Below are 26,366 nucleotides of genomic sequence, written 5' to 3'. Positions count from 1 at the left end.
AAAAAAGCCCGGTCCTTTGGAAGGACCGGGCTTTTTTGTTTCAGTTCGGAGGGTGCTGCTAGTCGACCGATTTGCGGAGGAAGGTCGGAATGTCGTACTGGTCTTCCTCTTCCATGAAGAAGTTGCGGTTACGGTTTTGCGGCACTTCGCGCTGCTGTTGCTGACGGCGCACGATGGTCGGGATCTCGAGGTTGACTTCAACCGGCTTGGCGGCAGCGGCAGCGGTCACGCTGCGCAGCTCCTGACGGCTCTTCTCGACATCGAAACGGTCGCCGAAACCGGTGGCAATCGCGGTGATCTTGATGGTCTCGCCGAGGGTCTCGTCAATGACCAGACCGACGATGATGTTGGCGTCTTCGTGGACTTTCTCGTGGATGATGCGGCTCGCCGCGTCGAACTCGTCCATGGTCATGCTGGCGGATCCGGAGATGTTGACCAGAACGCCCTTGGCGCCGGAGATGTCGATGTCTTCCAGAAGGGGGCTGGAAATCGCTTTGGTCGCGGCGTCGACGGCACGGTTTTCACCGGTGCCCAGTCCGATACCCATCATCGCCATGCCGCGTTCGCTCATGATCGACTTCACATCCGCGAAGTCGACGTTGATCATGCCGGACTGGGTGATCAGGTCGGAAATGCCCTGGACCGCCTGGCGGAGCACGTCGTCGGAAGGCTTGAAGGCGTCGAGGATCGACATGGACTTGCCGGCCAGACCGAGGAGCCGGTCGTTCGGGATCACGATGAGGGAGTCAACGTGCTTTTTCAGTTCCTTGATGCCGTCTTCACCCTTGGCCAGACGTTGGCGCCCTTCGCGGGTGAACGGCTTGGTGACCACGCCGACGGTGAGAGCTCCCGCCTCGCGGGCCACTTCGGCGATGACCGGAGCCGCGCCGGTCCCGGTGCCGCCGCCCATGCCGGCGGCGATGAAGATCATGTCCGCGCCCTTGAGTGATTCGACCAGCTTTTCCTTGTCTTCGAGCGCAGCCTCGCGCCCGACGTTGGGATTAGCGCCCGCCCCGAGCCCCTTGGTCATCTGGGTCCCGATCTGGATCTTCACCGGCGCCTTGGACATGCGGAGCGCCTGGGCGTCCGTGTTCGCGACGATGAAGTCAACTCCGGCAATCCCCACATCCATCATGGTGTTGACGGCGTTGCCACCACTTCCGCCGACTCCGATTACCTTGATCTTCGCGCTTTGGTCGATGCTCTCATCGAACTGAAACATGTCTCCTCCCCCCTTAATCGGCAGCGGCAAAAAAATGAACAATATTAGCCGCTTGTTATACTACGAAATGAGTTTCAAATAAAGCTTAAAATGGCCGCCATCTTTATTTTTATTAGAAAAATTCTCCGAACCATTCCCGCATCCGGCGGCTTACCCGGCGGAAGACGGTGTCATCGCTTTGAACGGTCGGGAACTCGTGTACCCCGACGTTCTTGGAACCGTAGACGACCAGGCCAACGCCGGTTGCGTAGACCGGGGAATTGACGACGTCGATCAGGCCACCGATCCGCTGGGGCAGGCCGCGGCGCACCGGGAGGTTGAAGATCTGCTCGGCGAGCTCGGGCATCCCTTCCAGGATGGTGCTCCCGCCGGTGATGACCACGCCGGAGGCGATCTGGTCTTCCAGGCCGCTCTTCATGATCTCGCGGTTCACCAGGGTGAAGATCTCCTCAACCCGCGGCTCCAGTATCTCGCAGAGGAGCTGGCGGGAGAGGACCCGCGGCTTGCGGCCGCCCACGCTGGGAACTTCGATGGTCTCGTCTTTTCCCACCAGCGACGAAAGGCAGCAGCCGTACTTCTGCTTGATCCGCTCCGCCTCGGCCATAGGGGTGCGCAGGCCGACCGCGATGTCGTTGGTGAGGTGGTTGCCGCCCAGGGAAAGCACCGAGGTGTGCTTGATGGCCCCGTCGACGAAGATGGCGATGTCGGTGGTGCCGCCGCCGATATCGACCAGCGCCACGCCGAGTTCCTTCTCGTCGGCCGAGAGGACCGCCTCGGAGGAGGCGAGCTGTTCGAGGACGATGTCGGCGACCTCAAGCCCGGCGCGGTTGCACGACTTGACGATGTTCTGGGCGCTCGCCACCGCACCGGTGACGATGTGCACCTTCGCCTCCAGACGAACCCCGCTCATGCCAAGCGGTTCGCGGATGCCATCCTGGTCGTCGATGATGAATTCCTGGGGGAGGATGTGGATGACCTCGCGGTCCATCGGAATGGCGATCGCCTTGGCCGCCTCGATGACGCGCTTGACGTCCTCGGTGGTGACCTCGCGGTTCTTGATGGCGATCACACCCTGGGAGTTGAATCCCTTGATGTGCCCGCCGGCGATCCCGGCGTAGACAGACTTGATCTCGCAGCCGGCCATGAGCTCCGCCTCTTCGATCGCTTTCTTTACCGAAGCCACGGTGCTCTCGATGTTGATGACGACCCCCTTGCGCAGGCCGCGCGAGGGGCTGGTTCCGATGCCGACGATATCTATGCCTTCTTCGGTCAGATTGCCCACGATCGCGCAGATCTTGGTCGTCCCGATATCGAGTCCCACTATGAGATTGTCTCTTTTAACCGATGACATACTCCCCCCTTTTCCTACCCTTTTTTCACAATTATTTTGTCACTGTAATCCAGATCGACGTAATCAAGCGCATGCATCTGCGGCTGGAGCTCCTTGTAGATGCTGGCAAACCGCGCGAGCTTCTCGCTGAAACCGCCGTTGCCGAGCTTCACCGGGACGCCCCCCTGCATGGTGAAAAGCGTGTAGCCATACCCCTTGTCGTAGTGGATCTCGGAGACGTCGGTCAGGCCGAAAACGGTACCCGCCTTGAGTTGGTCGACCACCTGCAGGGCACCGAGGAACGCATCCCGGGAACCGTTCGGGTCCTTGGTGAGGTCCTCCTCGCTCACCCCGGTGACGAGCGGATAGTCGAGCCGATCCCCCTCGGCCAGCGCCTTGAAGAGGTTTGCCTTGGCGTCCAGGTAGTAGAGGCAACCGACGTTCGCCACCGCTTTTGGTTCCCGCTCGGTAAGCGAGATGCTCAGGGTGTGCGGATAGTAGCGCCGGACGTGGACCTGCTCGATCCAGGGATTTCTGGAGAGCTGGTCGACGACCCCCTTGAGCGAGATCCGGTAAAGCGGATCGCCCGGTTTGATGCCGGCCAGGGTCACCACTTCGTTTCGGGTCAGCTTGCGCATCGGCGAGACCTCGATGGTCTCCAGCCGGAGCAGGTTCGATACGCCGATCAGACGGTAGAGCTTCATCCCGCCGAAGCCGGTCGCCGCAAAGAGGGCCGCACCGCCGACGAACTTGGACGCACCCTTGATGATGGGGCGCCAGTTGATCGGCTTGCGCTCTTTGGGCGGCTTCTTGACCCGGTTGACCGGGACCTGCCGTCGGGTTCGGGGATGTAGATCACGCATAATATAAAATCCGGGGTCGGGGGTCAGGTGTCAGGGGTCGGGGGGAAAACCGCCCGCTGTTCCCGCCTCGTGGTTTCAGTCAAATAACTCCCTCTCCTTCCAGGAGAGGGTTGGGGTGAGGACGGGTTTCCGCTTTTTAAGCGGGAACCTCGCCCCTTCCGATCAACTAGATCTTCAGCGAGGAGGCGAGGACGATGCGCTCGACCAACTCGGGAAATTCGATGCCGCTTCCTTTGGCGATCTCGGGAAGCAAACTCAGGGCGGTCATGCCCGGCAGCGTGTTCACCTCGAGGATGTAACACTCACCGGCCTCGGTCACCAGGAAGTCGACCCGGCTGTAGCCGTCGCAGCCGAGACAGGCATGGGCGGTTTCGCCGGCACGGAGCACCTTTTCATAGATCGGTACGGGAAGCGGGGCCGGGAGGATGTGCTCGGCCATCCCGTCGGTGTACTTGGCCTCGAAGTCGTAAAACTCGTTCTTGGGAACGATCTCGATTGCGCCCAGCGCCCTGCCGTCCAGGATCCCGACCTGGATCTCGCGGCCGGCGATGAACTTCTCCACCAGGATGTCCGCATCATAGGTGAAAGCGTCGGCTACGGCGGCCTCGATCTGGGACTCTTCGCGCACGATGCTGACCCCGACGGAGGAGCCTTCCTGGGAAGGCTTCACCACCACCGGAAGCGGGAAGTTGAGGCTCGGCTTGTCGCCGCGGTGCAGCACCTGGTACGGTGCCACGGTAAGTCCCGCCGACTTGAAGACGATTTTCGAGTAGATCTTGTTGATGGCGAGGGCACTTGCCAGGACGCCGGAGCCGGTGTAGGGAATCCCCTTCAGCTCCAGAAGTCCCTGGACCGAACCGTCCTCACCGAAACGGCCGTGCAGCGCGATGAAGGCAACCTCCACCTTCTCCTGGACCAGCTTCTCCGCCAGATCGCGCCCGACGTCGATGCCGACCGCGTTGTACCCTTTCTCGACCAGTGCCTTGAGCACCGCGGCGCCGCTTTTCAGGGAAACCTCGCGCTCGGCGGAAAGCCCGCCCATCAACACCCCGACCCGTTTTGCTTTCATCTCCTCGACGGTCATCTTCGTATCCTTTTCAGCGGGGAGGCGGGAGAACCCATCCTCGACCTGCCCCCGCGCTCTCGCGCCCCCCTTGAAGGAGAGGCGGCTTAGCAAGCTCTTCTGCTACCTAACCGGCGACGACTGTTTTCTGCTCATTGCTCTTTGCCCATTGCATCATGGTTTGTGCCGGCTCGGCACGTAACGCGACAGGCCCCCTTTGAAAGGAAGGGCCCTCGCGCCCGGTCCGGACCGGAACGAAATGGGCGACGGCGTCTTTAAAAGCCTTCGGATTCCCGTGAGCTTGCTGGTCAAAACGATCCGGGTTCTCACGTTGCACCTCGAAGTTTGACCGTTGAACCGGCTGCTAGGCATCTTCACCGACAATCCGTACCTCCTCTTCCAGCTCTATTCCACTTTCCGCCTTCACCTTTTCCTTGATGACCCGCGCCAGTTCCAGGAGATCGGCAGCGGTGGCATCGCCGCGGTTGACCAGGAAGTTGGTGTGCACCTCGGAAACCTGGGCGCCGCCAACCGTGTACCCGCGCAGCCCTGCCTGGTCAATCAGCTTCCAGGCCGCGTGCCCGGCGGGGTTCTTGAAGAAGGAGCCCGCATTCGGGTAGCCAACCTGCTGGCTCTCGCCCCGATGGGTCAGGTAGTCGGCCATCTGCGCCATGATGTCGGTGGGATCTCCGGGATGGAGTTCCAACACCGCCGAAACGACGACTTCCTCCGGATCGAGGTACAGGTACCGATAGGCGTACTCCAATTCGTGGCGCCCACGCATCCGCAGCCCCGCGGGATCCACGGTGAGCAGCGTCTCGATCTTTCCCACGATGTTGCGCCCGTACGCTCCGGCGTTCACCGCAATGGCGCCGCCGATGGTCCCGGGAATCGCGCAAAGAAACTCGATTCCGGTCAGGCCGAATTTCGCGGCGAAACGGGAAACCGCCGCGCTGCGCGCCCCTCCAGCCACCTCGATCCGCGCGTTGGGAAGAACGTGGATGCCGCGGAACATCTTAAGGGAGATGACGCACCCCCGGATGCCGCCGTCCTTCACCAGGAGGTTGCTGCCGCCGCCCAGGACCAGGTACGGGATCCGCGCCTCGCGGAGCTGGACCAAGGCCGCCTGGAGGTCGTCAAGGTCGGCCGGGAAGAAGAGCAGATCGGCGCCCCCCCCCACCTTGAGGGTGGTGTGCCGCGCCATCGGCTCGTCCCAGAGGACCTCGCCCCGGCATTCCCGGGCAAACCTTTCCAGGCGCTCACGCACCTTTTATTCCTCCTCCTTGTTCATCAGCCGCTCGAGCATCGCCTCTCCCACCTGCCAGACGTTCCCCGCGCCCAGGGTGAGCAGGATGTCGTCGGGCTGCAGGATGCTTTCCAGGTGGTCGCACAGGAGGTCCCGTTCCGAGATCCAGGTGACGTCCTTCTGGCCGTGGCGCCTGATGCGCGCCGCGAGCGCCTCGGCGGTCACCCCCTCGATCGGCTTTTCGCCGGCGGGGTAGATATCGGTGAGGATCAGGACGTCGGCGTCATAGAAAGCCTTGACGAACTCCTCGAAAAGCTCCGCGGTCCGGGTATAGCGATGCGGCTGGAACACCACGACCAGCCTGCGGTCCCAGCCGTTTTTCGCCGCAGCGAGCGTGGCGCGGATCTCGGTCGGATGGTGTCCGTAATCATCGACCACCATCACCCCGGCGGCCCCGCCTTTCATCTGGAACCGGCGGCCGACCCCGCCGAAGGCGGCGAACCCTTCCCGGATCACCTCAAACGGGATGTTCAGCTCCATCGCCACCGCAATGGCGGCCAGCGAGTTGAGCACGTTGTGGGCACCCGGCATGGAGAAGGTAATCTCCCCGAGCCGCACTCCCTTGTGGTGGGCGACGAAGCTCGTGGTGAAGCCGGAAAGCTTGACATCGGTGGCGCGGTAGTCGGCCTGGGCGGAGAGGCCGTAGCTCGTGAAGCGCTTTTTCACCTTCGGAACGATGTCGGCCACGTTCGGGTTGTCCAGGCAGAGAACCGCCAACCCGTAGAAGGGGATCTTGTTGATGAACTCGACGAAGGTGTCCTTGATCTCCTCGATGCCGCTGTAGAAGTCGAGGTGGTCGGCGTCGATGTTGGTGACCACGGCGATGGTCGGCGAAAGGAGGAGGAACGAGCCATCCGACTCGTCCGCCTCGGCCACCAGGAACTGCCCCTGTCCGAGCCGCGCGTTGGTCCCCAGGGAGTTGAGGCGTCCGCCGATCACGATGGTCGGGTCGATCCCCCCCTTGGAAAGAAGGGTCGCGACCATGGAGGTGGTGGTGGTCTTGCCGTGGGTCCCCGCCACGGCGATGCCGTACTTCATGCGCATCAGCTCGGCGAGCATCTCGGCGCGGGGGATGACCGGGATCAGCCGTTCATGCGCCTCGACCACCTCCGGGTTGTCGTCGTGCACCGCGGAGGAGATGACCACGACCGAAACCTGGGCCACGTTTTCCTTGGCGTGACCAATGAAGATCTCGCCCCCCAGGGCGGCGAGGCGCTCGGTGATCTCGGAGCCGCGCAGGTCGCTGCCGGACACCTTGTAGCCGAGGTTCAGCAGCACCTCGGCGATCCCGCTCATGCCGATCCCGCCGATCCCGACAAAATGAATCTTTTCTATTTTTCCGTACACTGTGTACTCCTTAGCTTTTTACGTGTTCCATCCGACAGCGCGGCGGTCGGGGGGGCCCCATCCTCACCCTGCCCGTTGCCCCAGCGCTCTGGCGCGCCTCCCTTGAAGGAGCGGAACGCGGGAGACCTTTTTGGGTGAGGGCAAACCTTAAAGGTCGGCGCGGACCATTTCGGTCACGATCACCTGAGCCGCGTCGAGATGGGCCAGCGAGCGGGCGTTCCGCTCGACCTCGGCCAATGCCTCGGGATTTGCCTTGAGCCGCAGGATCTCCCCGGCCAGCACTTCCCCGTTCAGCTCCTCCTCGAGGATCATGAAGCCGGCCTTCTTGTTCACCAGCGCTTCGGCGTTCTTTCTCTGGTGGTCGTCCGCGGCGTAGGGGTACGGGATGAAGATGCACCCCTTGCCGCAGGCGGTCACCTCGGCGATGGTGGTCGCCCCGGCGCGGCAGATGACCAGGTCGGCGGCGCCGTAGGCGGCGGCCATATCCTCGATGAAGGGGGCCACGTTCGCCTTCACCCCCTGTGCCTGGTATCCCGCGCGGATCTCCTCGCAGTCCTTCTCCCCGGTCTGGTGCGTGATCACCAGCCGGTCCCGTACCGCGGCCAGGTGGGGGAGCGCCTCCAGCATGGTCAGGTTGATCCGGTGCGCACCGGCGGAGCCGCCGAACACCAGGATCCGGAACTCGTCCCCCACCTTGCGCTGCCGCTCCTGGAAGCGCCAGAGGATCTCCTTGCGGATCGGGTTCCCGGTCAGAAGGGTCCGCCCTTCCGGGAAGAGCGCCGCCGACTCGGCCATGGAGATGAAGATCCGCTGGGAGAAACGGCTCAGGATCTTGTTGGCCAGCCCGGGAATCGCGTTTTGCTCGTGGATGAAGATCTTCTTGATCCCCATGCCGCGGGCGGCGAGGAGCAGCGGTGCGGAGGCGTAGCCGCCGACCCCCAGCACGATGTCGGGCTGGAACTCCTTGAGGATCTTGCGTGACTGGGCGTAGCCGTTCAAAAGGAGCATCGCGCTCTTGAACTGTCCCCAGGTCCCGCGCCCCTTGATCCCGGCCCCGGTGATCACCCCCAGCTCGTAGCCGAGCTTGGGGAGCAGCCGTGCCTCGATCCCACGTTCGGTCCCCACGAAAAGGACCTTGTTCTCGGAGTTGGTTGCCAGGAATTCGTCGGCGACGGCGATTCCCGGGAAGAGATGGCCGCCGGTTCCCCCGCCTGCGATGATCATTTTCATGCCGGATTCCCCCTCATCCTGGTCGAAACGTTGAGGAGGACCCCCACCGCGGTGAGGGTGATGATCAGCGAGCTCCCACCGTAGCTCAGAAACGGCAGGGCGAGCCCCTTGGTGGGGACCATGCCGGTAACGACGGACATGTTGACGAACGCTTCGATGCCGATCAGGACCGCGATTCCGAACGCGAGAAAGCGACCGAAGTTGTCTTCGGCCGCTATGGCGACCCGGATGGAGCGCTGCACGAGAAGGAGGAACATGGCCGCGATGACCAAAACACCTATGAATCCGAGTTCTTCCCCGCACACCGAGAGGATGAAGTCGGTATGGGCCTCGGGGAGGTAGAAAAGCTTCTGTTTCCCCTCGCCCAGCCCCTGTCCGAAGAAACCGCCGGTCCCCAAGGCCAGCCAGGACTGGATGATCTGGAACCCGGAGTCGGTGGGATCCTGCCACGGGTCCAAGAACGCGGTGATCCTTCGCATTCGATAGGCCGCGGTGGCTACCATGAAGCAGACGCCAGGCAAAAGAACCGCCCCCATGCCCAGGATGTACTGGAGCCGGGTGCCGGCGGCGAAGAGCATGATGATGGCAACGCTCACCATGGTGAGGGCGGCGCCCATGTCGTGCTGCTTGAGCAGGATCGCGATGAACACCCCCAGGATCAAAAGGTAGGGGAAGAATCCGGACATGAACTGCCGGAGCTTCTCCTGGCGCTTGTCCAGGGAGTAGGCCATGTAGATGATCAGCGCCACCTTGGCGAGTTCGGAAGGCTGGAAGTTGAAGCCGGGGAGCCGGATCCAGCGCGACGCGCCCTTGGCGGTCCCGCCGATCCCCGGGATGAACACCAGGATCAGCAGGAAGAAACAGGTGAAAAAGAGCGGAACCGCCACCCGACGCCAGTGGTGGTAGTCGATGCGCATGCAGATGCCCATGGTGGTGAAGCCGACCAGGGCGTAGATGGACTGCCGTTTCAGGAAGTAGAAGCCGTCGTGGAATTTCTTCGCCGCCATCACCGAGGAGGCGGAGTAGACCATGACCACACCGAAGCAGGTGAGGATCACCGCCATCATGAGCACGATGATGTCATACCCCTGCAGTCGCTTCACGCATCCCCCTTGGCGGCCAGGCCGTGTACCAGGGTCTTGAAGCGCTCGGCGCGCTCCTCGTAGTTCTTGAACATGTCGAAGCTGGAACAGGCAGGGGAGAAGAGGACCACGTGCCCGGGGGTGGTTACCTTGGAGGCGATGGCGACGGCTTCCTCGAGGCTTTCGGCGAGGTGGGTCTCGGTGAGATCACCCAGCGCCTCGTTCATCCGAGCCTTGGCCTCCCCGATCAGGATCAGGTGCCCTACCCGCTCACGAACCAGCGGTGCAAGCGGCGCATAGGAACCACCCTTGTCCTTGCCGCCGGCAATCAGGGTGATCCCGGACTCGAAGCTTTCCAGCGACTTCACCACGCTGCCGACGTTGGTTCCCTTGCTGTCCTCGTACCAGGCGACCCCGTTGTGGGTAGCCACGAACTCCATCCGGTGCGGCAGCCCCTTGAAGGACTTCACCGCCTGGTAGGCGCAGTCGCCCTCGGCGCGCAAAAGGAGCGTCGCGGCGAGGCTCGCCATGATGTTGTCGAGGTTGTGCACCCCGCGCAGCTTGAAATCCGCGGTCGCGAACCGGAACACCTTGCCGCTGTGGGCGAAGGTGATGAAACCGTCGCGATAGAAGATCCCCTCGTCGAGCTCCTTAAGGCGGCTCATCGGGAAGATCCTGGCCTTGATCCTGGCGGCGCATTCGGCGACCAGCGGATCGTCGATGTTGAGGACGGCGAAATCCTCGGCGGTCTGGTTTTCGAAGATGCGCAGCTTCGCGTCGATGTATTCCTGGAAGTTCGCGTAGCGGTCCAGGTGATCCTCGGTGAGATTGAGGAGCACCGCCACATTGGGACGGAATTTCTCCACCCCTTCCAACTGGAAGGACGAGAGCTCCACCACGACCCGCTCGACCCGCTCGCCGCTGGCGGCCAGCTCGATAAGCGGATTGCCGATGTTGCCGCCGACGAAGGTATCGAAGCCGCAGGCCTTGAAGATCGTGCCGGTAAGGGTGGTCGTGGTCGTCTTGCCGTTGGTGCCGGTGATGGCGACCATGGGGGCGTCGATGAACCAGGAGGCAAGCTCCACTTCGCTCACCACGCGGCGTCCCTGGGCACGGGCCATCTCCAAGGGTTTGATGTCCATCGGGACCCCCGGGCTCACCACGATCAGGTCGGCCATGAGGAAGGACTGGGGTACGTGCCGCCCGAGTTCGTAGTTGATCTCCAGGTCTGCAAGTTCGGCGAGGGCCTCGGCAAGATCGCGTTCCTCACGCATGTCGGTGACGGTCACCTCAGCGCCGCGCTCGGCCAGAAAGCGCGTCACCGCTACCCCGGTCCGCGCCAGCCCGACCACCATGATTTTTGTGCCCTTGAGTTCCATCTCGTTATCCTTTCGTCAGCCCGGAAGGTTGCCGGGTCCGGATTTTGTCCGCCCGAAGGTGGACTGAGCAATATACCGGAAACAGCCGACGATTTCTTGCCAAAAAATCCTAAGAAACTTTCCTTTATGGCGTTCCCGCAAATCCTTCGTGGCGCTGGCCCTCACCCGGCCTTCGGCCACCCTCTCCCGGAGGGCGAGGGGAAAAAGGGTTACCTCATCTTCAGGGTCGAGATCGCCACCAGGGCGAGGATGATGGTGATGATCCAGAAGCGGACGATGATCTTCGGCTCCGCCACCCCCTTCAGTTCGAAGTGGTGGTGGATCGGGGCCATCCGAAAGATCCTCTTGCCGCGGTACTTGTAGGAGCCGACCTGGAAGATGACCGACAGGGCCTCGACGACGAAGACGCCGCCCACGATCACGAGGAGGATCTCCTGCTTGGTCAATACCGCCAGCGTGCCGAGCCCCCCCCCCAGGGAAAGGGAACCGACGTCGCCCATGAAGACCTCGGCCGGGTACGAGTTGTACCAGAGAAAGCCGAGCCCGGCCCCGACCAGGGCGCCGCACAGGATGGCGAGTTCGCCGGCGCCGGGAACGTTCGGGATCTGGAGGTAGGCGGAGAGCTTCGCGTTACCGGCGATGTAGCTGAAAAGCATGTAGGTCGCCGCGTTGATGGCGACCGGCCCGATGGCGAGACCGTCCAGGCCGTCGGTGAGGTTCACCGCATTGCTCGCCCCGACGATGACCAGGGTGGCAAACGGAATGAAGAAGATCCCGAGGTCCGGATGGATCCTCTTGAAGAACGGGAAAAAGAGTTCGGTAGAGAAGCCCGGAAGCATGTAGAGGAAGGTCGCGGCCGACGCCCCCAGCAGGATCTGCCAGAACATCTTCTGGCGGGGCGAAAGCCCCTTCGGGTTCTTTTCCACCACCTTCTTGTAGTCGTCCACGAAACCGATCGCGCCGTAGCCCACGATGATGAAGAGGAGCGCCCAGATGAAGCGGTTGCTCAGGTCGGCCCAAAGCAGCGTCGGCACCACGGTGCAAAGGAGGATGAGCACTCCACCCATGGTCGGGGTCCCCGACTTCTTCAGGTGCGATTCCGGCCCGTCGGTCCGGATCACCTGCCGTGCCTGCAGCCCTTCCAGCTTCCGGATCACCCACGGCCCCACGATGAAGGCGAGGACGAGCGCGGTGATCATCGCGTAGATGGTACGGAAGGTCAGGTACTTGAAGACGTTGAAGAGTTTGTAGCTCGATGCGAGCGGGTACAGGAGGTGGTACAGCATCAGTTGGTTCCTCCGAAGGCTTCCCGGACCGCACGGGCCACCCGCTCCATCTGCATGCCCCGCGATCCTTTTACGAATATGCAATCCCCCTGGCGCAGCCAGGAGAGAAGGTCCTTGCAAAGCTCATCGTGGTCCTGGACCAGGATCACGTTTTCCGGAGCGAGTCCCCCTTCGAGCGCCCCCCGGCGGACCTGCTCCGCCTGCGCCCCGATCAGGTAGAGACGCTCGACCGACTTCGCGGCCACCTTGCCCAGGTCGCGGTGGGCCAGTTCACTCCCCTCGCCCAGTTCCAGCATGTCCCCCAGTGCGGCGCAAAGCCGTCCGGGAATCCCCATCTCCTTCAGGGTCCCCAGCCCGGCCGCCATGGAAGCGGGGTTGGCATTGTAACTGTCGTCGACCAGGACAATGCCGGATACGTCCTCGACCTGGAAACGCTTGTCGTAGGGGACGAACTCCTCGAGTCCGCGCTGGATCTGCTCGGCGGAAATCCCCAGGGCGTGCGCCGCGGCCGCGGCAGCAAGCGCATTGTAGACGTTGTGCTTGCCGAAGGCCTTGAGCTTCACCGGGATTTCCCGGTCCGGAAGACGCAGGGTGAAGCTTTCCCCCTTGGTCCCCAGGCTCCGGACCGAGGCGCTGCTCACCTCCGCACCGCGCAGGCCGAAGCTCAGGCTCTGCACGTCCAGCGGGATGGGGAGCCGGGAAATCCGCGGGTCGTCCACGTTGTAAACCGCCCAGGCCCTCGGCGCCAGGCGCAGGAAGAGCTCCCCCTTCGCCTTGGCGACCCCTTCCACGCTGCCTAAGGTTTCCAGGTGGGCGGGAAAGGCGTTGGTGATGATCCCGACGTCGGGACCGGCGATCTCGGCCAGCCGGTCGATCTCGCCGAAGGCGCTCATGCCGAGTTCCACGACCGCCCAGCGGTGCCGATGGGTGAGCCCGAGCAGGGTCAGCGGCAGGCCGATCAGGTTGTTCAGGTTCCCCAGGGTCTTGAGCCCCTGGCCGGAGAGCGCCATGATGCAGGAGAGCATCTCCTTGGTTGTGGTCTTGCCGTTGCTGCCGGTGACGGCAACCACCGGGATCCGGAACCGGCGGCGGTGCCAGCCGGCCAGGTCACCCAGGGCCTTGAGGGTGTCGGCGACGGCGACGGCGGAAGAGCCGTTGGGCAGGGCATGGGCACCCAGCCAGCGCTCCTCGACCAGGAAGAGACGCCCCCCCTGGCCGGCAACCTGGGGCACGAAGTCGTGGCCGTCGAAGCGATCGCCAACCAGGGCGACAAAAAGCTCACCTTTCCCGACCTTGCGGGAATCGGTGGAAACGCCGGCCGCCCGGGCGACGGGATCGCCGATGATCCTCCCGCCGGTCGCCTGCGCTATGTCGCTTACGCTGAACATGATGTCTATCCTTGAAAACGGTGCAAAGCCTGGGGCGGCTTTCGGTGCCGTTGGTGCGTTTCATTGCAGTATTTCCGACCGATCGGACCGATCCGACCGGATCGGACGGTCGGTCAGATCCTTACCGCTTGGCGGCCAGGGCTGCGGCGGCTTCCTCGCGGTCGTCGAAGTGGTGCTTGACGGTGCCGAGGATCTGGTAGTCCTCGTGGCCTTTGCCGGCCAGGACGACGATGTCGCCGGAACGGGCGGCCTGGATCGCGGCGCGGATCGCGGCGCGACGGTCGTCGATGGCGACCCACCCCTTTCCTTCGAAGCCGTCGGCGATTTCCTCGGGCGCGTACTCCTTGAGGCCGAGCGGCTCGATGCCGCGGCGGATGTCCTCGATGATCGCGTGGGGCTCCTCGGTGCGCGGGTTGTCGGAGGTCACCACCGCCAGGTCACTCATCCGGGCGGCGATCGCACCCATCACCGGGCGCTTGCCGCGGTCGCGGTCGCCGCCGCAGCCAAACACGGTGATGATCCGGCCGGTCTTCAGCTCGGTCACCATGTTGAGCACGTTTTCCAGCGCATCGCCGGTGTGGGCGTAGTCGACGAGGACGGTGATGTCGCGGTCGTTGTCGACCCGCTCCACCCGTCCGGGGACCTTCTTATGCCCTTCGATGCCGCAGCGGATCGCCTCCACCGGAAGCTCAAGGGCGATGCCGGCACCTACCGCAGCCATAATGTTGTAAAGGTTGAACCGCCCCAGGAGGTCCGACTTGAGCGAAATCTCCCCGGCCGGGGTCTTGAGCGTGCAGCGGATGCCGTCAACGGTGAAATCGACGGTACCGACCGTGATGTCGGCATTGCCGTCGATCGCGTAGGTCAACACGGGTACGGTGCAACCGGCCACGAAGCGGGACCCGTAGGGATCATCGAGATTGACCACCGCGCGGCGGCGCGGCTTGGCCTGGTCCGGTGCCAGGAGCTCGCTGAAGAAGCGCAGCTTGCTCTGGAAGTAGTTTTCCATGTCGCCGTGGTAGTCCAGGTGGTCCCGGGTAAGGTTGGTGAAGACGGCGACGTCGTAGCGGCAGCCGTCGACCCGGCGCTGCTCCAGGGAATGCGAGGATACCTCCATCACCACCCCCTTCGCCCCGAGGTCGGCGAGCGCGCGGAGGGTCTGCTGCAGGTCGACCGACTCCGGGGTCGTGTTCGGGGCGGGGAACGCCTCATCGCCAAAGCGGTAGCTGATCGTCCCGAGCACCGCCGCCGGAATGCCGGCGCAGGCGAGGATCCCCTCGACCAGGTAGGTCGTGGTGGTCTTGCCGTTGGTCCCGGTGATCCCCACGACCGGGATGCCGGCGGTCGGCCTGCCGTAGAAGCAGTCGGCGGCAAGCGACATGGCGCGGCGCCCGTCGGCGACGGTGATGACCGTAGCCCCGGCAACGGCACAGGGGCGATCCGCCACGACGGCGACCGCCCCCTTACCAACCGCTGCCTCAACGAACGCAAGCCCGTCGCTCTTCTCCCCCTTCAGGGCAAAGAAGAGACCGCCGGGCTTCACCATTCGCGAGTCGTAGTAAAGTCCTTCTATTTCCAGCTGCCGCTCGCCACGAACGTCGACCGGGTCCAGACAGCTCAAAAGTTCGCTCAACTGCATGCGTCCTCCTTGGACTTAAGCGGACGGGACGAACCGCACCCAGACCTGGTCCTGGGTACTGATCCGGCTCCCCGGCGGCGGGTGCTGCTCCACGGCCCGGCCGCTGCCCTGGAGTTTAACATTGAGGCCACTTTTTTCCATGACGCGCAGCACCTGCCGCATGCTCATTCCCCTGAAATTCGGCATAGTTCCTGTTTCGACCCCGTCGACACTCCCTCCCTCTTCCATCACCGGCTGCGGGGGGGGCGCCTCCTCCCGCGGTCCCTGCTGGACCTTTTTCCGGATCCCCTTTTCCGGGGGAACTTTCAGGTAGCAAAGGGCCTGTTGTGCGATGGCACTGAAGGCCGGTGCCGCGACCACCCCGCCGTAGGGGCTGGTCTTCGGCTCATCCACCACGACGAGGATGGTGAGCCGCGGTTTCTCCAGCGGAACAAACCCGACGAAGGAGGCGGTCCGCTTGCTTGCCGAGTAGCCGTGGGTGGCGGCATCGACCTTCTGGGCGGTGCCGGTCTTGCCCGCAACCCGGTATCCTTCGACCGCCGCGTTGGTCCCGGTCCCCCCCTCGTCGACGACCCCTTCCAACATCCGGGCCACCGTCCGCGCGGTCTCCGGGGAGATCACCCGACGCTTGACCTGGGGAGCGATCTCCTTCACCACCTGGCCGGTGTCATCGACGACCTTTTCCACCAGGTAGGGGCGCATCAGGTTGCCGCCGTTGGCCACCGCCGAGACCGCCGTCGCGATCTGGATGGCCGTGGCGGAGACCCCCTGGCCAAAGGAGATGGTGGCCAGGTCGACCCCGTACCACTTGGACTGCTGCCGCAGGTAGCCGCCGGTCTCGCCGGGGAGGTCGACGTCGGTCCGGTCGCCGAAGCCGAAACCCGTGAGCGCTTGGTAGAGTCGCTCCGGGCCGAGGCGGCTCCCGATCTTGGCCGCCCCGATATTGCTGGAGTACTTCAGGATCTGCGGCACGTTCAGCGAGGCGTAGCGGTGGGTGTCATGGATGGTGCGCCCGCCGACGTTGTAGCTGCCGTTCTCGCAGTTGAAATAGTCGCGCGGCCCGATGACCCGGTTCTCCAGGGCCGATGCGACCAGGAATATCTTGAAGGTGGAACCCGGCTCGAAGGAGTCGGAGATGGCGCGGTTTCTGAGCGCCCCACCCTGGTACTTGAAGTAGCTGTTCGGATTGAAGGTCGGGTAGTTGGCCATCGCCAGGATCCGACCGGTGTCCGGCTCCATCACCACCGCGATCCCCGCCCGGGCCTGGTTCGTCTCCACCGCCTTGGCGAGTTCCTTCTCCGCGATGTACTGCACGTTCTTGTCGAGGGTGAGGTAGAGGTTGTTCCCCTTGGTGCCGCTTTTTCCCTCGGTCCCCTTCTTCTGGTCGACGTCACGCCCCAGGGCGTCCCGCTCGGTCACCAGGAAACCGGTGTTGCCGAGGATCGTCGAATCGTATTTCTTCTCCACCCCTTCCAGACCGCCGGGGTCCATGCCGGTGAAGCCCAGGACGTGGGCGGCGACCTCGGAATTGGGGTAGAAGCGCTTGCTCTCCTTGACGAAGCCGACGCCGTCCAGGTCGAGATCCCTGATCTTCTGCGCCGCTTCGGGGGGCATGCGCCGGGCGAGCCAGACGAAGTTCTTGCTGGCCTTGAGCTTCGCTTCGAGCTGATCCTTGGTCGTCCCCAAAAGCGGCGCGAGCTTCGCGGCGGCATCGGGGAGGTTTTCCAGGTTCCGGGTCTCCGCGTAGCAGGAGTCCATCTCGATGGAGACGGCCAGCGGGGCGCCGGTCCGGTCGTAGATGGCGCCGCGGCTCGGGGTGAGCGGCACCACCCGCTGGTGCTGTTTTTCAGCGATCTTTACCAGGCGGTCTTTTTGCAAAACCTGCAGGTAAAAGGAGCGCCCCAATACCAGGAGGCAGAAAAGGCCGAAGAGGGCCGCGGCCAGCCGCATCCTCACCCGGGCCCATTTCTCAGGCTTGTCGATCATCGGACCACGATAACCTGCTGGTCGGTGGGAAGCGCCATCCCCAGCTCACCCTTGGCAAGCGCCTCGATGCGGGCCGGTGCCTTGAGGGAGGCGACCTCCACCTTGAGCCGCTTGTTCTCCTGCTGCGCCTCCTTGAACTGGCGCGAGGCATCGGAAATCTTCAGGTTGAGGTCGATCACCTCGACCCGGGACCAGACGTGGAATATCGAGACCAGGGTCAAGAGGACCATGACCCCGGTCAGATAGGCGAAGGGGACGTTGTTCCAGCTCTGTCCACCTTCCACTTTGGTTTTTACCGGTGCGGCGACCTTTCCCCAGGCAACCTTGCTGACACCCATGGCACGACTCCTTAAATCTTTTCCACGACCCGAAGCCGCGCACTGCGGGAACGGGGGTTGCGTTCCATTTCCGCCTCGCCCGGACGAATCGGCTTCCCGGTCAGCACCTTGTATGCCGCCACCCTCCCGCAGACGCAGACCGGCAGCGACTTGGGACAGGTACACCCGGTGGCGGCGTCGCGGAAGCGGTTCTTGACGATCCGGTCTTCCAGCGAGTGGAAGGAGATCACCGCGCCGCGCCCACCTTTTTTCAGCAGCGGCAAAAGGGCGTCGAGCCCTTCTTCCAGGCTTTTCAGTTCCTCGTTCACCGCGATGCGCAGCCCCTGGAAGGTCCGGGTCGCCGGGTGGAGCCGCTCTTCCCACTTCGCCCTCGGAATCGCCCCCTTGATCAGGTCGACCAGTTCGAAGGTGGTGGTGATCGGGTGGGTCGCCCGCGCCTTCACGATGAAGGAGGCGATCCTTTTGGCCCAGCGCTCCTCGCCGTAGTCGGCGATGATGCGGGTGAGTTCCCCCTCGGGGAGGGTGTTCACCAGGTCCGCGGCGCTTTCCCCCTCTTCCGGGTTCATCCGCATGTCCAGGGGCGCGTCCTGCAGGAAACTGAAGCCCCGGTCCCCGGTGTCCAGCTGGTGGGAGGAGACCCCCAGGTCGAGCACGAAACCGTCGATTCCGGTGATCCCTTCGGCAGCGAGGGCCCCGGCGATCTCGGCGAAATTCTTGTGAAAGAAACGGGCCCGGTCGCCGAAGGGAGCGAGCCGTTGCGACGCCGCGGCGATTGCGGCCGCGTCCCGGTCAAAGCCGAGCAGCACCCCGTCCGGCGCACTGGCCTGGAGGATGAGCCCGGAGTGGCCGCCGCCGCCCAGGGTCCCGTCGAGATAGATCCCGCCGGAATGCGGGGCAAGCGCCGCCAGCACCTCTTCGGGAAGGACCGATATGTGCCGGAAGTCCTCCACCTACAGCCCCAGCTCGGCAAGTGCCGCGGAATCGGTCGGGAAGTTCTCCTCGTCCTGACGGCTGACCTTCTCCCATTCCGCCTGGCTCCAGATCTCCACCTTGTTCAGCATCCCCACGAAAAGGATCTCGCGCTCCAAAAACGCGCCGCGGCGCAGATCGTTGGGCACGAGCACCCGGCCCAGCTTGTCGGCGGTGCATTCGACGGCGGGGACTAGGATGGTGCGCTTGACGGCGGCAAGTTCGGCGGAGCTCAAACCGAGGCCGGTGCCGGTCTTGAGTTTCTCTTCCAGGGCCAGGAAGTCCTTGTGCGGGTAGATCGAGAGGCCATAGCTCACCGCACCGTCTGCCAGCCGCACCGGGTTGGACCTGGTGAGGAAGAAGCGGTCGTCGCCGTAGGTCTCGGCCAGAACCTCGCGAAATTTCGCGGGTAAACTGGTGCGCCCCTTGGCATCTATGGTTGTCTCGAATTTTCCTCTGAACATGGCAGTCCCGGCATTCCTTGCCACTTTATACCACTATTTACCACTTTGACGCCGAACTATACGGCAGGGTAACATTGATGTCAAGGCAAAACTGTCCCGAAGATGCGCGTAATTTGGTGATTTTTTAAGGGGTTAGTCAAAAAGGAGGGAGGTGTGGCAGAAGGTGGTAAAGCCTGATGAAAAAACCACAATGAAACCGCGGGGAAGCAAATCATGTCCATAAAAAAAGCCCCGTTGCCGGGGCGGTTCAGCTCGCTTTAGGATTTCTTCCGGTCGAAGAGGGAGACGACGTTCCCCCCCTTTTTGGCCCCACCCTTTCCCGAGGTCGGCACCGGCTTTACCGGCGGCTCGGGGGAGACCACTTTCTCCAGCATGATCGGCGTTCCCCCCATGGTGAAGGGGGCGCCGTTGACCTGGCTCTCGTCGAGAATCCAGGTGTAGACCTGGAGCGGAACGGTAAGGACCAGGAGCTTCACCTTCCACCACCCCGGCTTCACGTCGGGAGTGATGTCTTCGATCCTCGCGTAGAAAGCGGGCTTCTGATCGATGTGGGCGAGCACCAGGTCGTTGATGGTGGCCATCGGGTGAATCCTCCGTTGCTACGTCTACGTTGACGCGGTTAAAGCTCGAGAATCGATCGCGACATGAACGATTCGTCAAACCGGGAGCGCAGCGTGCGGTACAGATCGCGCAGCTCCCGTTCCAGCTGGTAAAAGCGGGCCACTTCCGGTGCGGGAAGCCGGCCCTCGATGCGGTCACAGTTGAAGGTGATGCAGTTGAACGGGCGGTACGGCGCGGGGATCAGGCAACCGGCATCACCGAGAAAGGGGCACATCCCGTTGTCGAACCGAGGCGCAAACAGCGGGACGACGTCGACCAGGTAGGCCAAAAGGTCTGCCGCGGTGAAGTGGTAGCGCCCCTTGGCGCAGCAGGCGCCCTGGCAGTCGGCGCATTGGTCGGCACCGTCGCCCTGCTCCGCGATCTGCTGCATCTGGGCTTTGACCCTCTTGAGTTTCGCGGTCAGGTCGGCGACGGCGCTTCGCTGCTCGGGATCGAGCCCCTCGAAGTGCCGGGTCACCCGCTCCACGCCGCGCTCCCAGTCACGCTGGGGGGCGGCAGGGTCGCGCTGCTCGTTGGCGGTGCCAGCGGACCGGCGTGGTTCTACCTTTGACACTTTTTCACTCAAGCATTCAGCCATTCATAACTGCCCACCCGTTCCTGGCTCCCCTCTCCTTCCAGGAGAGGGACAGGGTGAGGATGGGGGTTGTCCGTTGGAGCGGAGGAAATCCTTCGTGGCACGTTCCGCCCCCCTGCCCCCTCCAGGGGAGAGGGGAGAGACAACGGCGGAGCGGGGAATAAGCCCCCGCGCAGAAAAAATTTGGTCGAAGCAGCCCGTAAGCCGGGTTCTGTTCCCGGCCCCGGTTACCCGGGGACGGGCGATGGTCATTCATCTAGGACCGCCGTTGCCGACGGCCTCAAGCAACCAACCCGGGAGCACGGACGGGCCGCCCTTAACGCTCCCCTATTTGGTCTTGCTCCTGGTGGGGTTTACCTGGCATCCGACGTCACCGCCGGACCCGGTGAGCTCTTACCTCACCCTTTCACCCTTACCTGCCGTTGCCAGAGCCGAAGCCGAGGTTTTGGCGGGCGGACTTCTCTCTGTGGCACTATCCCTGGGGTTGCCCCCGCTGGACGTTATCCAGCACCATGCCCTGCGGAGCCCGGACTTTCCTCCCCCCGCCTTCGCACAAGGCTACGGCGGGCGGCGGCCATCTGGTCTGCTTCAACCAAAAAAGCTCGTTCGAGGTGCGACGTTCGGCGTTCGACCTGAAAGTCGGTCCACCCAAAACGTCGAACGTAGAACGTCGAACGTGTAACGGTTTTAGCTGTCCAGCTCCTGGCGCATCACCAGGATCCGCTGGCAGTGCGGACAGGTGATCACGTCGTCGGCGCGGAACAGCAGGTTGTACAGTTGCGGGGGGAGGTGCATGTTGCACCCCATGCAGTTCCCCTCGCGCGCCTCGACCACGGCGACGCCGCGGCGCTGCTCGCGCAGCCTGCTGTAGCGCTTCATCACCGAGGCGGGGAGCCCCTTGACGGTCAGCTCGCGCTGGGCAACGTCGGTGGCGATCCCGGACTCGAGGCTGGCGATCTGCCCTTTCAGCTCATCCAGGCGGCCGGCGACGTTGGCTTCCATCTCGGAGAGTTCCCCCTCCTTCTTGGAAATCTCGGCGCTGAGCTCTTCCAGCGCGTTGATCTTCTGCAGGATCTGGTCTTCCAGCTCGGCGATCAGCTTCTTCGCACCGGAAATCTCCTTGGAAACCGCCTGGTATTCCTTCTGGGTCTTGATCTCCTTCTGGTGGGACTCGGAACGGGTGATGTTGTCCTGTTCCGTGGCGAGGTTCGCCTCCAGCTGGGTCTTTTCCGCGGCCACGTTGGCGGCTTCTTCGCGCAGTCGCGCCAGCTTCTCACCGGACTCGGCAATCGACGCCTGCAGCGCCTCACCCTGGGCCAGCAGCTGCCCCTTTTCCCCGTCCAGACCGTCGATTCGCAGGTCGATCTCCTGCAGCACGTATAACGCCTTCAAGTTGTTACGCAAAATCCGCCTCCATACCTTGTATTGTTCCGAAAACGAAACGGGTCAGAGAAACCGGAACGGTTCCCTCTCCCCTTGACAGGTGATTATTTCCGCCTCGAAGCGCCGTGCTTCCAAGGCCTTGCGGAGCGCCTCGGCCAGACCGTCAATCATGATCCGTTCCGTGGCAAAATGTCCGGCGTCGACGACCGCGACCCCCAGCGCCTCGGCATCGCGCGCCTCGTGGTATTTCAGGTCCCCCGTGACCAGCAGATCCGCACCCTTGCGCGCCGCATCGTGCAGCAGTGACGCCCCGCTGCCGCTGCAGAGCGCGATCTTCTGCACCGGGCGCTCCGGGTCCCCGACCAGGCGTACCCCCTCCGCACCCAGCCGCTCCTTCACGCTCAGCGCATAGGCCTGCGCGCTCATCGGCTCCGGCAGCTTCCCGATCCGTCCCAGCCCGCGGCTTTCCCCGCGGTTCAGCACCGGGTAGAGGTCGAAGGCCGGCTCCTCGTAGGGATGCGCGGAGCGCAGCGCCGCCAGGGCCGGATTGAGCCGGTCCTTGTCGATGAGAAGTTCCAGCCGGCTTTCCGGCTCGCAGCGCGGCACCCCCACCTCCCCCGCGAACGGTGTTGCCCCGGGAAGCGCGGTAAAACGGCCCACCCCCTCCCCCTGAAAGGAGCAGTCGCGGTAGTTCCCCAGAAAGGGGGAAAACGGCGCCAGCGCCTTGAGCACCCCCTCTTCGTGCCCCTTGGGTACGAAAACCGCCAGCTTGAGGAACTCCTGCCCGCCGGTGATACGCAGCGGCTCGGTTGCCGTGAGTCCGATCCGCTCGGCGAGGAGGTCGTTTACTCCGCCGGAGGCGATGTCGAGGTTGGTGTGCAGGGAGATGATGGAGAGGTCGTGCTTGGTGGCGAGCAGGGCGAGGCGCCCGGTCTCGTCGGCGGCGGTGATCTTCTTGAGGGGGGTGAAAATGAAGGGGTGATGCGTTACCAGGAGGTTCGTTCCGGCGGCGATCGCGGCCTCTATGGCCGGGGCGCCGGGATCGAGGGCGACCATGATGCGCGCCGCGGGGGAAGAGGGATCTCCGAGCTGAAGCCCGACGTTATCCCAGGATTCCGCAAACCCCGGCGGAGCGATTTTATTAGTGATTCCAACTATATCCGATACTCTTGGTGTAATCATCGCGCTCAAAAGAAAAAGAGTGCAACCGCTTGGTGTGCACTCTTTCTCTCCACGTAGTGAGTATTTTTCCGTCTGACCAGGTGCTTTAAGGGCATCCCCACATCATCCTAAAATATGTAGATGGTGGGCCCACCAGGACTCGAACCTGGGACCGACCGGTTATGAGCCGGTAGCTCTAACCAACTGAGCTATAGGCCCTAAAGCGAAATTTCAATATAGGGGAAGGGTACCGCTATGTCAACAGTTTTTAGCTAGTTAGTAGAGCTCGTACTTGAGCAGCCGGCACTCAATGGGGCCGTTGAAAAGGACGATGCGCCGGGACGCCTTGAGCCCCACCGACTTGGCCAGCTCCAGGTTACCGGTGAAAAGATAGGCGGTGTAACCGGTGCAGCGCTGCTTCATCACGTCGCCGATCTGCCTGTACAGCGGCTTGAGCTCCTCCACCTCGCCCAGCCGCTTGCCGTAGGGGGGATTGAAGATCATGGTGCCCGCCCCGGGAGGGGGGGTAAGGTCGGCTATGGCATGCTGCTTGAACTCCACCAGCCCGGCAACGCCGGCGCGGCGGGCGTTCTCCCGTGCCATCTCGATGACCGGGGCGGAGACGTCGCTCCCCACGATCGGCGCCGGAAGGGGGTCCCGCTTCAGGCTGCGCGCTTCCTCGAGCAGCTGCCGCCACACCTTCTGGTCGAAGCCGGGCCAGCGCTGGAAGCCGAAGCCACGCCGCAAAAGCCCCGGGGCCACGCGGGCCCCTTTGAGCGCCGCCTCGATGGCGATGGTACCGGTGCCGCACATGGGATCGACGAAGGGGGTCTCCCCGTTCCAGCCGGAAAGGCCGATCAGGGCCGCCGCCAGGTTCTCCTTGAGCGGAGCCTCGTGGCGGTCGAGTCGGTAGCCGCGCCGGTCCAGCGGCGTCCCGGAGAGATCGAGACTCACCGTGCAGCGGTTGCGGAACAGGCGGACGTTGACCCTGAGGTCGGGGTCCTTGGTATCGACGCTGGGACGGGAGCCGGTACGGTCCCGGACGCAGTCGACGATGGCGTCCTTGGTCTTGAGCGCGACGAAGCCGGAGTGGGTCAGCGCGGAATCGCGCAGGCTGCATTCGACGGCCAGGGTCATGGACGAGGTGACCAGGGAGCACCAGTCGACGGCGCGGACGCCGCTATAGAGCTCGTCCGGGCTTTGGCAGGCAAACTCGGCCACCGGCATGAGAACCCGGCTGGCGCTGTGCAGCCAGAGGTTGGCGCGGTAGGCGTCGCGCAGGCTGCCGCGGAAACGGACCCCGCCGCTTTCGGCCTGGACCGAAGCCAGTTCCAGCTCGGCAAGCTCGGCGGCGAGGACTTCCTCAACGCCCTTGGCGGTGGTCACGAAGAATTCTTGTGCGGACATCTGGTACCTCGATGCAGTTTGAAGCGGCGGTGGCGTTGGTCACCGGCGTAAGGGACCTAAAGGATGCAAGGGAGATAAAGGACGTAACGAAGATCGAAGGGTGACTATACACTTCCCCGTCCAAGCGGCGCAACCAAAACCCTCCCGGCACCCCCGCGCCACCTTGTAAACAGCCGTTTCCATGATACACATGAAGGGTTTTTCCACCTTATTCATAAGGGGCGATGGTCATGAACATTCATGAGTATCAGGCCAAGGAGATCTTCACCGCCTACTCCATTCCGGTCCCGCGCGGCAGGGTGGCGCTGACCTCGGACCAGGTGGAACGCGCCGCCAAGGAGCTGGGGGGCCATTGCGTGGTGAAGGCGCAGATTTACGCCGGGGGGCGGGGCAAGGCCGGAGGGGTGAAGCTGATCCACCACCCGGAACAGGCCCAGGATTTCGGCAAGGAACTCTTCGGCAAAAGGCTGGTAACGCCGCAGACCGGACCCGAGGGGCTCAAGGTCCGCCGCATCCTCATCGAAGAAGCGGTCGAGGTGGCGCGCGAGTTCTACCTCTCCATCACCCTGGACCGGGAAACCTCGCGCTATTGCATGCTCGCTTCCGCCGAAGGGGGGGTCGATATCGAGATCGTGGCGGCGCGCAGCCCGGAGAAGATCCATAGTTTCGCCATCGACCCGACCTTGGGGCTGCGCCCCTACCAAGCGCGCAAGCTCGCCCTCAAGCTCGGCTTGACCGGCAGCATCTGCGAGGACTGCGTCACGCTGATGCTCAACCTCTACCGGCTCTGTCTGGAGAAGGACTGTTCGCTCGTCGAGATCAACCCGCTGGTAGTGACCCGCGCCGGGTGGCTTTTGGCCATGGACGCCAAGGTCAGCTTCGACGACAACGCCATCTTCCGCCACCACGATTATCCGGACATGCTCGACTACTCCCAGCTCGACCCGCTCGAGATCAATGCCGGGAAATACGATCTCTCCTACATCAAGCTCCAGGGCAACATCGGCTGCATGGTGAACGGTGCCGGACTGGCCATGGCGACCCTCGACGTCCTGAAGGAATACGGCGGGGAGCCGGCCAATTTCCTCGACGTCGGCGGCGGCGCCACCCGGGAGAAGGTGGCCGAAGCCTTCAAGATCATCCTGGAGGATACCGACGCCCTGGGGGTCTTCGTGAACATCTTCGGCGGCATCATGCGCTGCGACGTCATCGCCCAGGGGATCATCGAGGCGGCCAGCGAGGTGAACTGCACCCTTCCCATCGTGGTCCGCATGGACGGGAGCAAGGTCGATGAAGGAAGGCGCCTTCTCGCCGGCAGCGGGCTCAACGTGCAGAGCGCCGACAGCCTCGGCGACGGCGCGGCGAAGATCGTGGCGATGCTCAAACAGGACGCGGCATAACCCAGGGGGAGCGCATCCATGTCCATACTATTGAACGCGGATTCCAAGGTGGTGGTGCAGGGGATCACCGGGAGAAGCGGCCTCTTTCATACCCAGCAGTGCCGGGAATACGGCACCACCATCGTCGCCGGGGTGACCCCGGGCAAGGGAGGGATCCACATCGAGGGGATTCCGGTCTTCAACACGGTGGACGAGGCGGTCCGCTACACCGGGGCCGACGTCTCGATGATCTTCGTCCCCCCTCCCGGAGCCGCCGACGCCATCCTGGAGGCCTGCGACGCCGGTATCAAGCTTGCCGTCTGCATCACCGAGGGGATTCCGATCCGGGACATGGTGCTCGCACGCAGGGTCCAGGAGGATTCCCGGACGCGGCTGGTCGGCCCCAACTGCCCGGGGGTGATCACCCCCGGCCAATGCAAGGTCGGCATCATGCCGGGCTACATCCATACCCCGGGACGGATCGGCGTCGTTTCGCGCAGCGGCACCCTCACCTACGAGGCGGTGAAGCAGCTCACCGACGCCGGGCTGGGGCAATCGACCTGCGTGGGCATCGGGGGCGACCCGATCATCGGGATGCGGTTCATCGACGTCCTGAAACTCTTCAACGAGGATCCGGGAACCGACGCCGTTTTCATGATCGGCGAGATCGGCGGCGGCGCCGAGGAAGAGGCCGCCTATTGGATCAAGGAGCACATGCGCAAGCCGGTCGCCGCGTTCATCGCCGGGGCGACGGCCCCGCCGGGAAAAAGGATGGGGCATGCCGGGGCGATCATCACCGGCGGCAAGGGGAAAGCCTCGGACAAGATCCGGGTGCTGTCGGAATGCGGGGTCGCGGTGGCGCCCAGCCCGACCAGGATGGGGGCGACCATGCGGTCGCTGCTGAAGCTGGATTAGCGGGGAAAGCGAGCCGTGCAAAAAAGCGGGGGCA

General features: G+C 63.6%; 23 protein-coding genes, 1 tRNA gene and 1 other RNA gene. 2 read left to right on the top strand and 23 right to left on the bottom strand.

The window, feature by feature from the left end; all coding sequences use genetic code 11:
• Nucleotides 1-58: 58 nt before the first annotated feature.
• The 23 genes from ftsZ to JFN93_RS18235 form a co-directional block, all read right to left on the bottom strand.
• On the bottom strand, nucleotides 59-1,222 hold the full coding sequence (gene ftsZ / locus JFN93_RS18345) for a cell division protein FtsZ (RefSeq protein ID WP_199385586.1): 1,164 nt from the start codon (nucleotides 1,220-1,222) through the stop codon (nucleotides 59-61).
• Nucleotides 1,223-1,334: 112 nt separating this feature from the next.
• On the bottom strand, nucleotides 1,335-2,573 hold the full coding sequence (ftsA, locus tag JFN93_RS18340) for a cell division protein FtsA (protein WP_199385585.1): 1,239 nt from the start codon (nucleotides 2,571-2,573) through the stop codon (nucleotides 1,335-1,337).
• Nucleotides 2,574-2,587: 14 nt separating this feature from the next.
• Nucleotides 2,588-3,415 carry a cell division protein FtsQ/DivIB gene (locus tag JFN93_RS18335; RefSeq protein ID WP_199385584.1) on the bottom strand — a complete coding sequence of 276 codons (828 nt, stop codon included), beginning with the start codon at nucleotides 3,413-3,415 and terminating at the stop codon, nucleotides 2,588-2,590.
• 166 nt (nucleotides 3,416-3,581) lie between these two features.
• Nucleotides 3,582-4,499 (bottom strand): D-alanine--D-alanine ligase, encoded by a 918-nt coding sequence (locus JFN93_RS18330; RefSeq protein WP_199385646.1) that lies wholly within the window; start codon nucleotides 4,497-4,499, stop codon nucleotides 3,582-3,584.
• A gap of 343 nt (nucleotides 4,500-4,842) precedes the next feature.
• A complete protein-coding gene (gene murB / locus JFN93_RS18325) occupies nucleotides 4,843-5,745 on the bottom strand; it encodes a UDP-N-acetylmuramate dehydrogenase (protein WP_328754284.1) in 903 nt (300 codons plus the stop codon).
• 3 nt (nucleotides 5,746-5,748) lie between these two features.
• Complete coding sequence (gene murC / locus JFN93_RS18320; protein ID WP_199385583.1) at nucleotides 5,749-7,131, bottom strand: UDP-N-acetylmuramate--L-alanine ligase; 1,383 nt, start codon at nucleotides 7,129-7,131, stop codon at nucleotides 5,749-5,751.
• A gap of 147 nt (nucleotides 7,132-7,278) precedes the next feature.
• Nucleotides 7,279-8,361: an undecaprenyldiphospho-muramoylpentapeptide beta-N-acetylglucosaminyltransferase gene (murG, locus tag JFN93_RS18315; RefSeq protein WP_199385582.1), complete on the bottom strand. Its 1,083-nt coding sequence runs from the start codon at nucleotides 8,359-8,361 to the stop codon at nucleotides 7,279-7,281.
• Nucleotides 8,358-9,428: a putative lipid II flippase FtsW gene (gene ftsW / locus JFN93_RS18310; protein WP_199385644.1), complete on the bottom strand. Its 1,071-nt coding sequence runs from the start codon at nucleotides 9,426-9,428 to the stop codon at nucleotides 8,358-8,360. Before ftsW ends, murG begins: the two co-directional genes overlap by 4 nt.
• A gap of 32 nt (nucleotides 9,429-9,460) precedes the next feature.
• Entirely contained in the window at nucleotides 9,461-10,822 is a 1,362-nt protein-coding gene (gene murD, locus JFN93_RS18305; RefSeq protein ID WP_199385581.1) for a UDP-N-acetylmuramoyl-L-alanine--D-glutamate ligase, read from the bottom strand.
• A 209-nt stretch (nucleotides 10,823-11,031) separates the two neighbouring features.
• Nucleotides 11,032-12,108 (bottom strand): phospho-N-acetylmuramoyl-pentapeptide-transferase, encoded by a 1,077-nt coding sequence (mraY, locus tag JFN93_RS18300; RefSeq protein WP_199385580.1) that lies wholly within the window; start codon nucleotides 12,106-12,108, stop codon nucleotides 11,032-11,034.
• Nucleotides 12,108-13,496: a UDP-N-acetylmuramoyl-tripeptide--D-alanyl-D-alanine ligase gene (locus tag JFN93_RS18295; protein ID WP_199385579.1), complete on the bottom strand. Its 1,389-nt coding sequence runs from the start codon at nucleotides 13,494-13,496 to the stop codon at nucleotides 12,108-12,110. The genes mraY and JFN93_RS18295 overlap by 1 nt, the downstream gene beginning before the upstream one ends.
• Before the next feature lie 121 nt (nucleotides 13,497-13,617).
• Nucleotides 13,618-15,135: a UDP-N-acetylmuramoyl-L-alanyl-D-glutamate--2,6-diaminopimelate ligase gene (locus tag JFN93_RS18290; RefSeq protein WP_199385578.1), complete on the bottom strand. Its 1,518-nt coding sequence runs from the start codon at nucleotides 15,133-15,135 to the stop codon at nucleotides 13,618-13,620.
• A 15-nt stretch (nucleotides 15,136-15,150) separates the two neighbouring features.
• A complete protein-coding gene (locus JFN93_RS18285) occupies nucleotides 15,151-17,121 on the bottom strand; it encodes a penicillin-binding protein (RefSeq protein WP_199385577.1) in 1,971 nt (656 codons plus the stop codon).
• The gene (ftsL, locus tag JFN93_RS18280) at nucleotides 17,118-17,459 is read right to left on the bottom strand and encodes a cell division protein FtsL (RefSeq protein WP_199385576.1); all 342 of its coding nucleotides are present in this window, start codon (nucleotides 17,457-17,459) and stop codon (nucleotides 17,118-17,120) included. The genes JFN93_RS18285 and ftsL overlap by 4 nt, the downstream gene beginning before the upstream one ends.
• An 11-nt stretch (nucleotides 17,460-17,470) precedes the next feature.
• Nucleotides 17,471-18,409, bottom strand: a complete 939-nt coding sequence (gene rsmH, locus JFN93_RS18275) for a 16S rRNA (cytosine(1402)-N(4))-methyltransferase RsmH (RefSeq protein WP_199385575.1) — start codon at nucleotides 18,407-18,409, stop codon at nucleotides 17,471-17,473.
• Complete coding sequence (gene mraZ / locus JFN93_RS18270; RefSeq protein ID WP_199385574.1) at nucleotides 18,410-18,892, bottom strand: division/cell wall cluster transcriptional repressor MraZ; 483 nt, start codon at nucleotides 18,890-18,892, stop codon at nucleotides 18,410-18,412.
• A 257-nt stretch (nucleotides 18,893-19,149) separates the two neighbouring features.
• A complete protein-coding gene (locus JFN93_RS18265; protein WP_199385573.1) occupies nucleotides 19,150-19,473 on the bottom strand; it encodes a hypothetical protein in 324 nt (107 codons plus the stop codon).
• A 38-nt stretch (nucleotides 19,474-19,511) separates the two neighbouring features.
• Nucleotides 19,512-20,066, bottom strand: a complete 555-nt coding sequence (locus tag JFN93_RS18260) for a hypothetical protein (protein WP_199385572.1) — start codon at nucleotides 20,064-20,066, stop codon at nucleotides 19,512-19,514.
• Nucleotides 20,067-20,272: 206 nt separating this feature from the next.
• Nucleotides 20,273-20,677: RNase P RNA component class A (rnpB, locus tag JFN93_RS18255), an RNA gene on the bottom strand.
• A gap of 97 nt (nucleotides 20,678-20,774) precedes the next feature.
• Nucleotides 20,775-21,491: a zinc ribbon domain-containing protein gene (locus JFN93_RS18250; protein WP_199385571.1), complete on the bottom strand. Its 717-nt coding sequence runs from the start codon at nucleotides 21,489-21,491 to the stop codon at nucleotides 20,775-20,777.
• 42 nt (nucleotides 21,492-21,533) lie between these two features.
• Nucleotides 21,534-22,652: a Nif3-like dinuclear metal center hexameric protein gene (locus tag JFN93_RS18245; RefSeq protein ID WP_199385570.1), complete on the bottom strand. Its 1,119-nt coding sequence runs from the start codon at nucleotides 22,650-22,652 to the stop codon at nucleotides 21,534-21,536.
• A 121-nt stretch (nucleotides 22,653-22,773) separates the two neighbouring features.
• Nucleotides 22,774-22,850 (bottom strand) — tRNA-Ile (locus tag JFN93_RS18240).
• Between the two features lie 57 nt (nucleotides 22,851-22,907).
• Complete coding sequence (locus JFN93_RS18235; protein WP_199385569.1) at nucleotides 22,908-24,038, bottom strand: THUMP domain-containing class I SAM-dependent RNA methyltransferase; 1,131 nt, start codon at nucleotides 24,036-24,038, stop codon at nucleotides 22,908-22,910.
• A gap of 230 nt (nucleotides 24,039-24,268) precedes the next feature.
• Between JFN93_RS18235 and sucC the strand changes: the two genes are divergently transcribed.
• The gene (gene sucC / locus JFN93_RS18230; protein ID WP_199385568.1) at nucleotides 24,269-25,438 is read left to right on the top strand and encodes an ADP-forming succinate--CoA ligase subunit beta; all 1,170 of its coding nucleotides are present in this window, start codon (nucleotides 24,269-24,271) and stop codon (nucleotides 25,436-25,438) included.
• An 18-nt stretch (nucleotides 25,439-25,456) separates the two neighbouring features.
• Nucleotides 25,457-26,332: a succinate--CoA ligase subunit alpha gene (gene sucD, locus JFN93_RS18225; RefSeq protein WP_199385567.1), complete on the top strand. Its 876-nt coding sequence runs from the start codon at nucleotides 25,457-25,459 to the stop codon at nucleotides 26,330-26,332.
• The last annotated feature ends 34 nt before the right edge of the window (nucleotides 26,333-26,366 follow it).

This window comes from Geomesophilobacter sediminis, assembly GCF_016458275.1.
Taxonomy (GTDB): Bacteria; Desulfobacterota; Desulfuromonadia; order Geobacterales; family Geobacteraceae; genus Geomesophilobacter; species Geomesophilobacter sediminis.
This window is presented reverse-complemented; position numbering and strand designations above follow the sequence as displayed.

Coding starts and splice junctions, on each gene's coding strand:
- ftsZ (WP_199385586.1), bottom strand. CDS start 1,222: ATGTTTCAGTTCGATGAGAGCATCGACCAAAGCGCGAAGATCAAGGTA.
- ftsA (WP_199385585.1), bottom strand. CDS start 2,573: ATGTCATCGGTTAAAAGAGACAATCTCATAGTGGGACTCGATATCGGG.
- JFN93_RS18335 (WP_199385584.1), bottom strand. CDS start 3,415: ATGCGTGATCTACATCCCCGAACCCGACGGCAGGTCCCGGTCAACCGG.
- JFN93_RS18330 (WP_199385646.1), bottom strand. CDS start 4,499: ATGACCGTCGAGGAGATGAAAGCAAAACGGGTCGGGGTGTTGATGGGC.
- murG (WP_199385582.1), bottom strand. CDS start 8,361: ATGAAAATGATCATCGCAGGCGGGGGAACCGGCGGCCATCTCTTCCCG.
- ftsW (WP_199385644.1), bottom strand. CDS start 9,428: ATGATGGCGGTGATCCTCACCTGCTTCGGTGTGGTCATGGTCTACTCC.
- murD (WP_199385581.1), bottom strand. CDS start 10,822: ATGGAACTCAAGGGCACAAAAATCATGGTGGTCGGGCTGGCGCGGACC.
- mraY (WP_199385580.1), bottom strand. CDS start 12,108: ATGCTGTACCACCTCCTGTACCCGCTCGCATCGAGCTACAAACTCTTC.
- JFN93_RS18295 (WP_199385579.1), bottom strand. CDS start 13,496: ATGTTCAGCGTAAGCGACATAGCGCAGGCGACCGGCGGGAGGATCATC.
- JFN93_RS18290 (WP_199385578.1), bottom strand. CDS start 15,135: ATGCAGTTGAGCGAACTTTTGAGCTGTCTGGACCCGGTCGACGTTCGT.
- JFN93_RS18285 (WP_199385577.1), bottom strand. CDS start 17,121: ATGATCGACAAGCCTGAGAAATGGGCCCGGGTGAGGATGCGGCTGGCC.
- ftsL (WP_199385576.1), bottom strand. CDS start 17,459: ATGGGTGTCAGCAAGGTTGCCTGGGGAAAGGTCGCCGCACCGGTAAAA.
- mraZ (WP_199385574.1), bottom strand. CDS start 18,892: ATGTTCAGAGGAAAATTCGAGACAACCATAGATGCCAAGGGGCGCACC.
- JFN93_RS18265 (WP_199385573.1), bottom strand. CDS start 19,473: ATGGCCACCATCAACGACCTGGTGCTCGCCCACATCGATCAGAAGCCC.
- JFN93_RS18245 (WP_199385570.1), bottom strand. CDS start 22,652: ATGATTACACCAAGAGTATCGGATATAGTTGGAATCACTAATAAAATC.
- JFN93_RS18235 (WP_199385569.1), bottom strand. CDS start 24,038: ATGTCCGCACAAGAATTCTTCGTGACCACCGCCAAGGGCGTTGAGGAA.
- sucC (WP_199385568.1), top strand. CDS start 24,269: ATGAACATTCATGAGTATCAGGCCAAGGAGATCTTCACCGCCTACTCC.
- sucD (WP_199385567.1), top strand. CDS start 25,457: ATGTCCATACTATTGAACGCGGATTCCAAGGTGGTGGTGCAGGGGATC.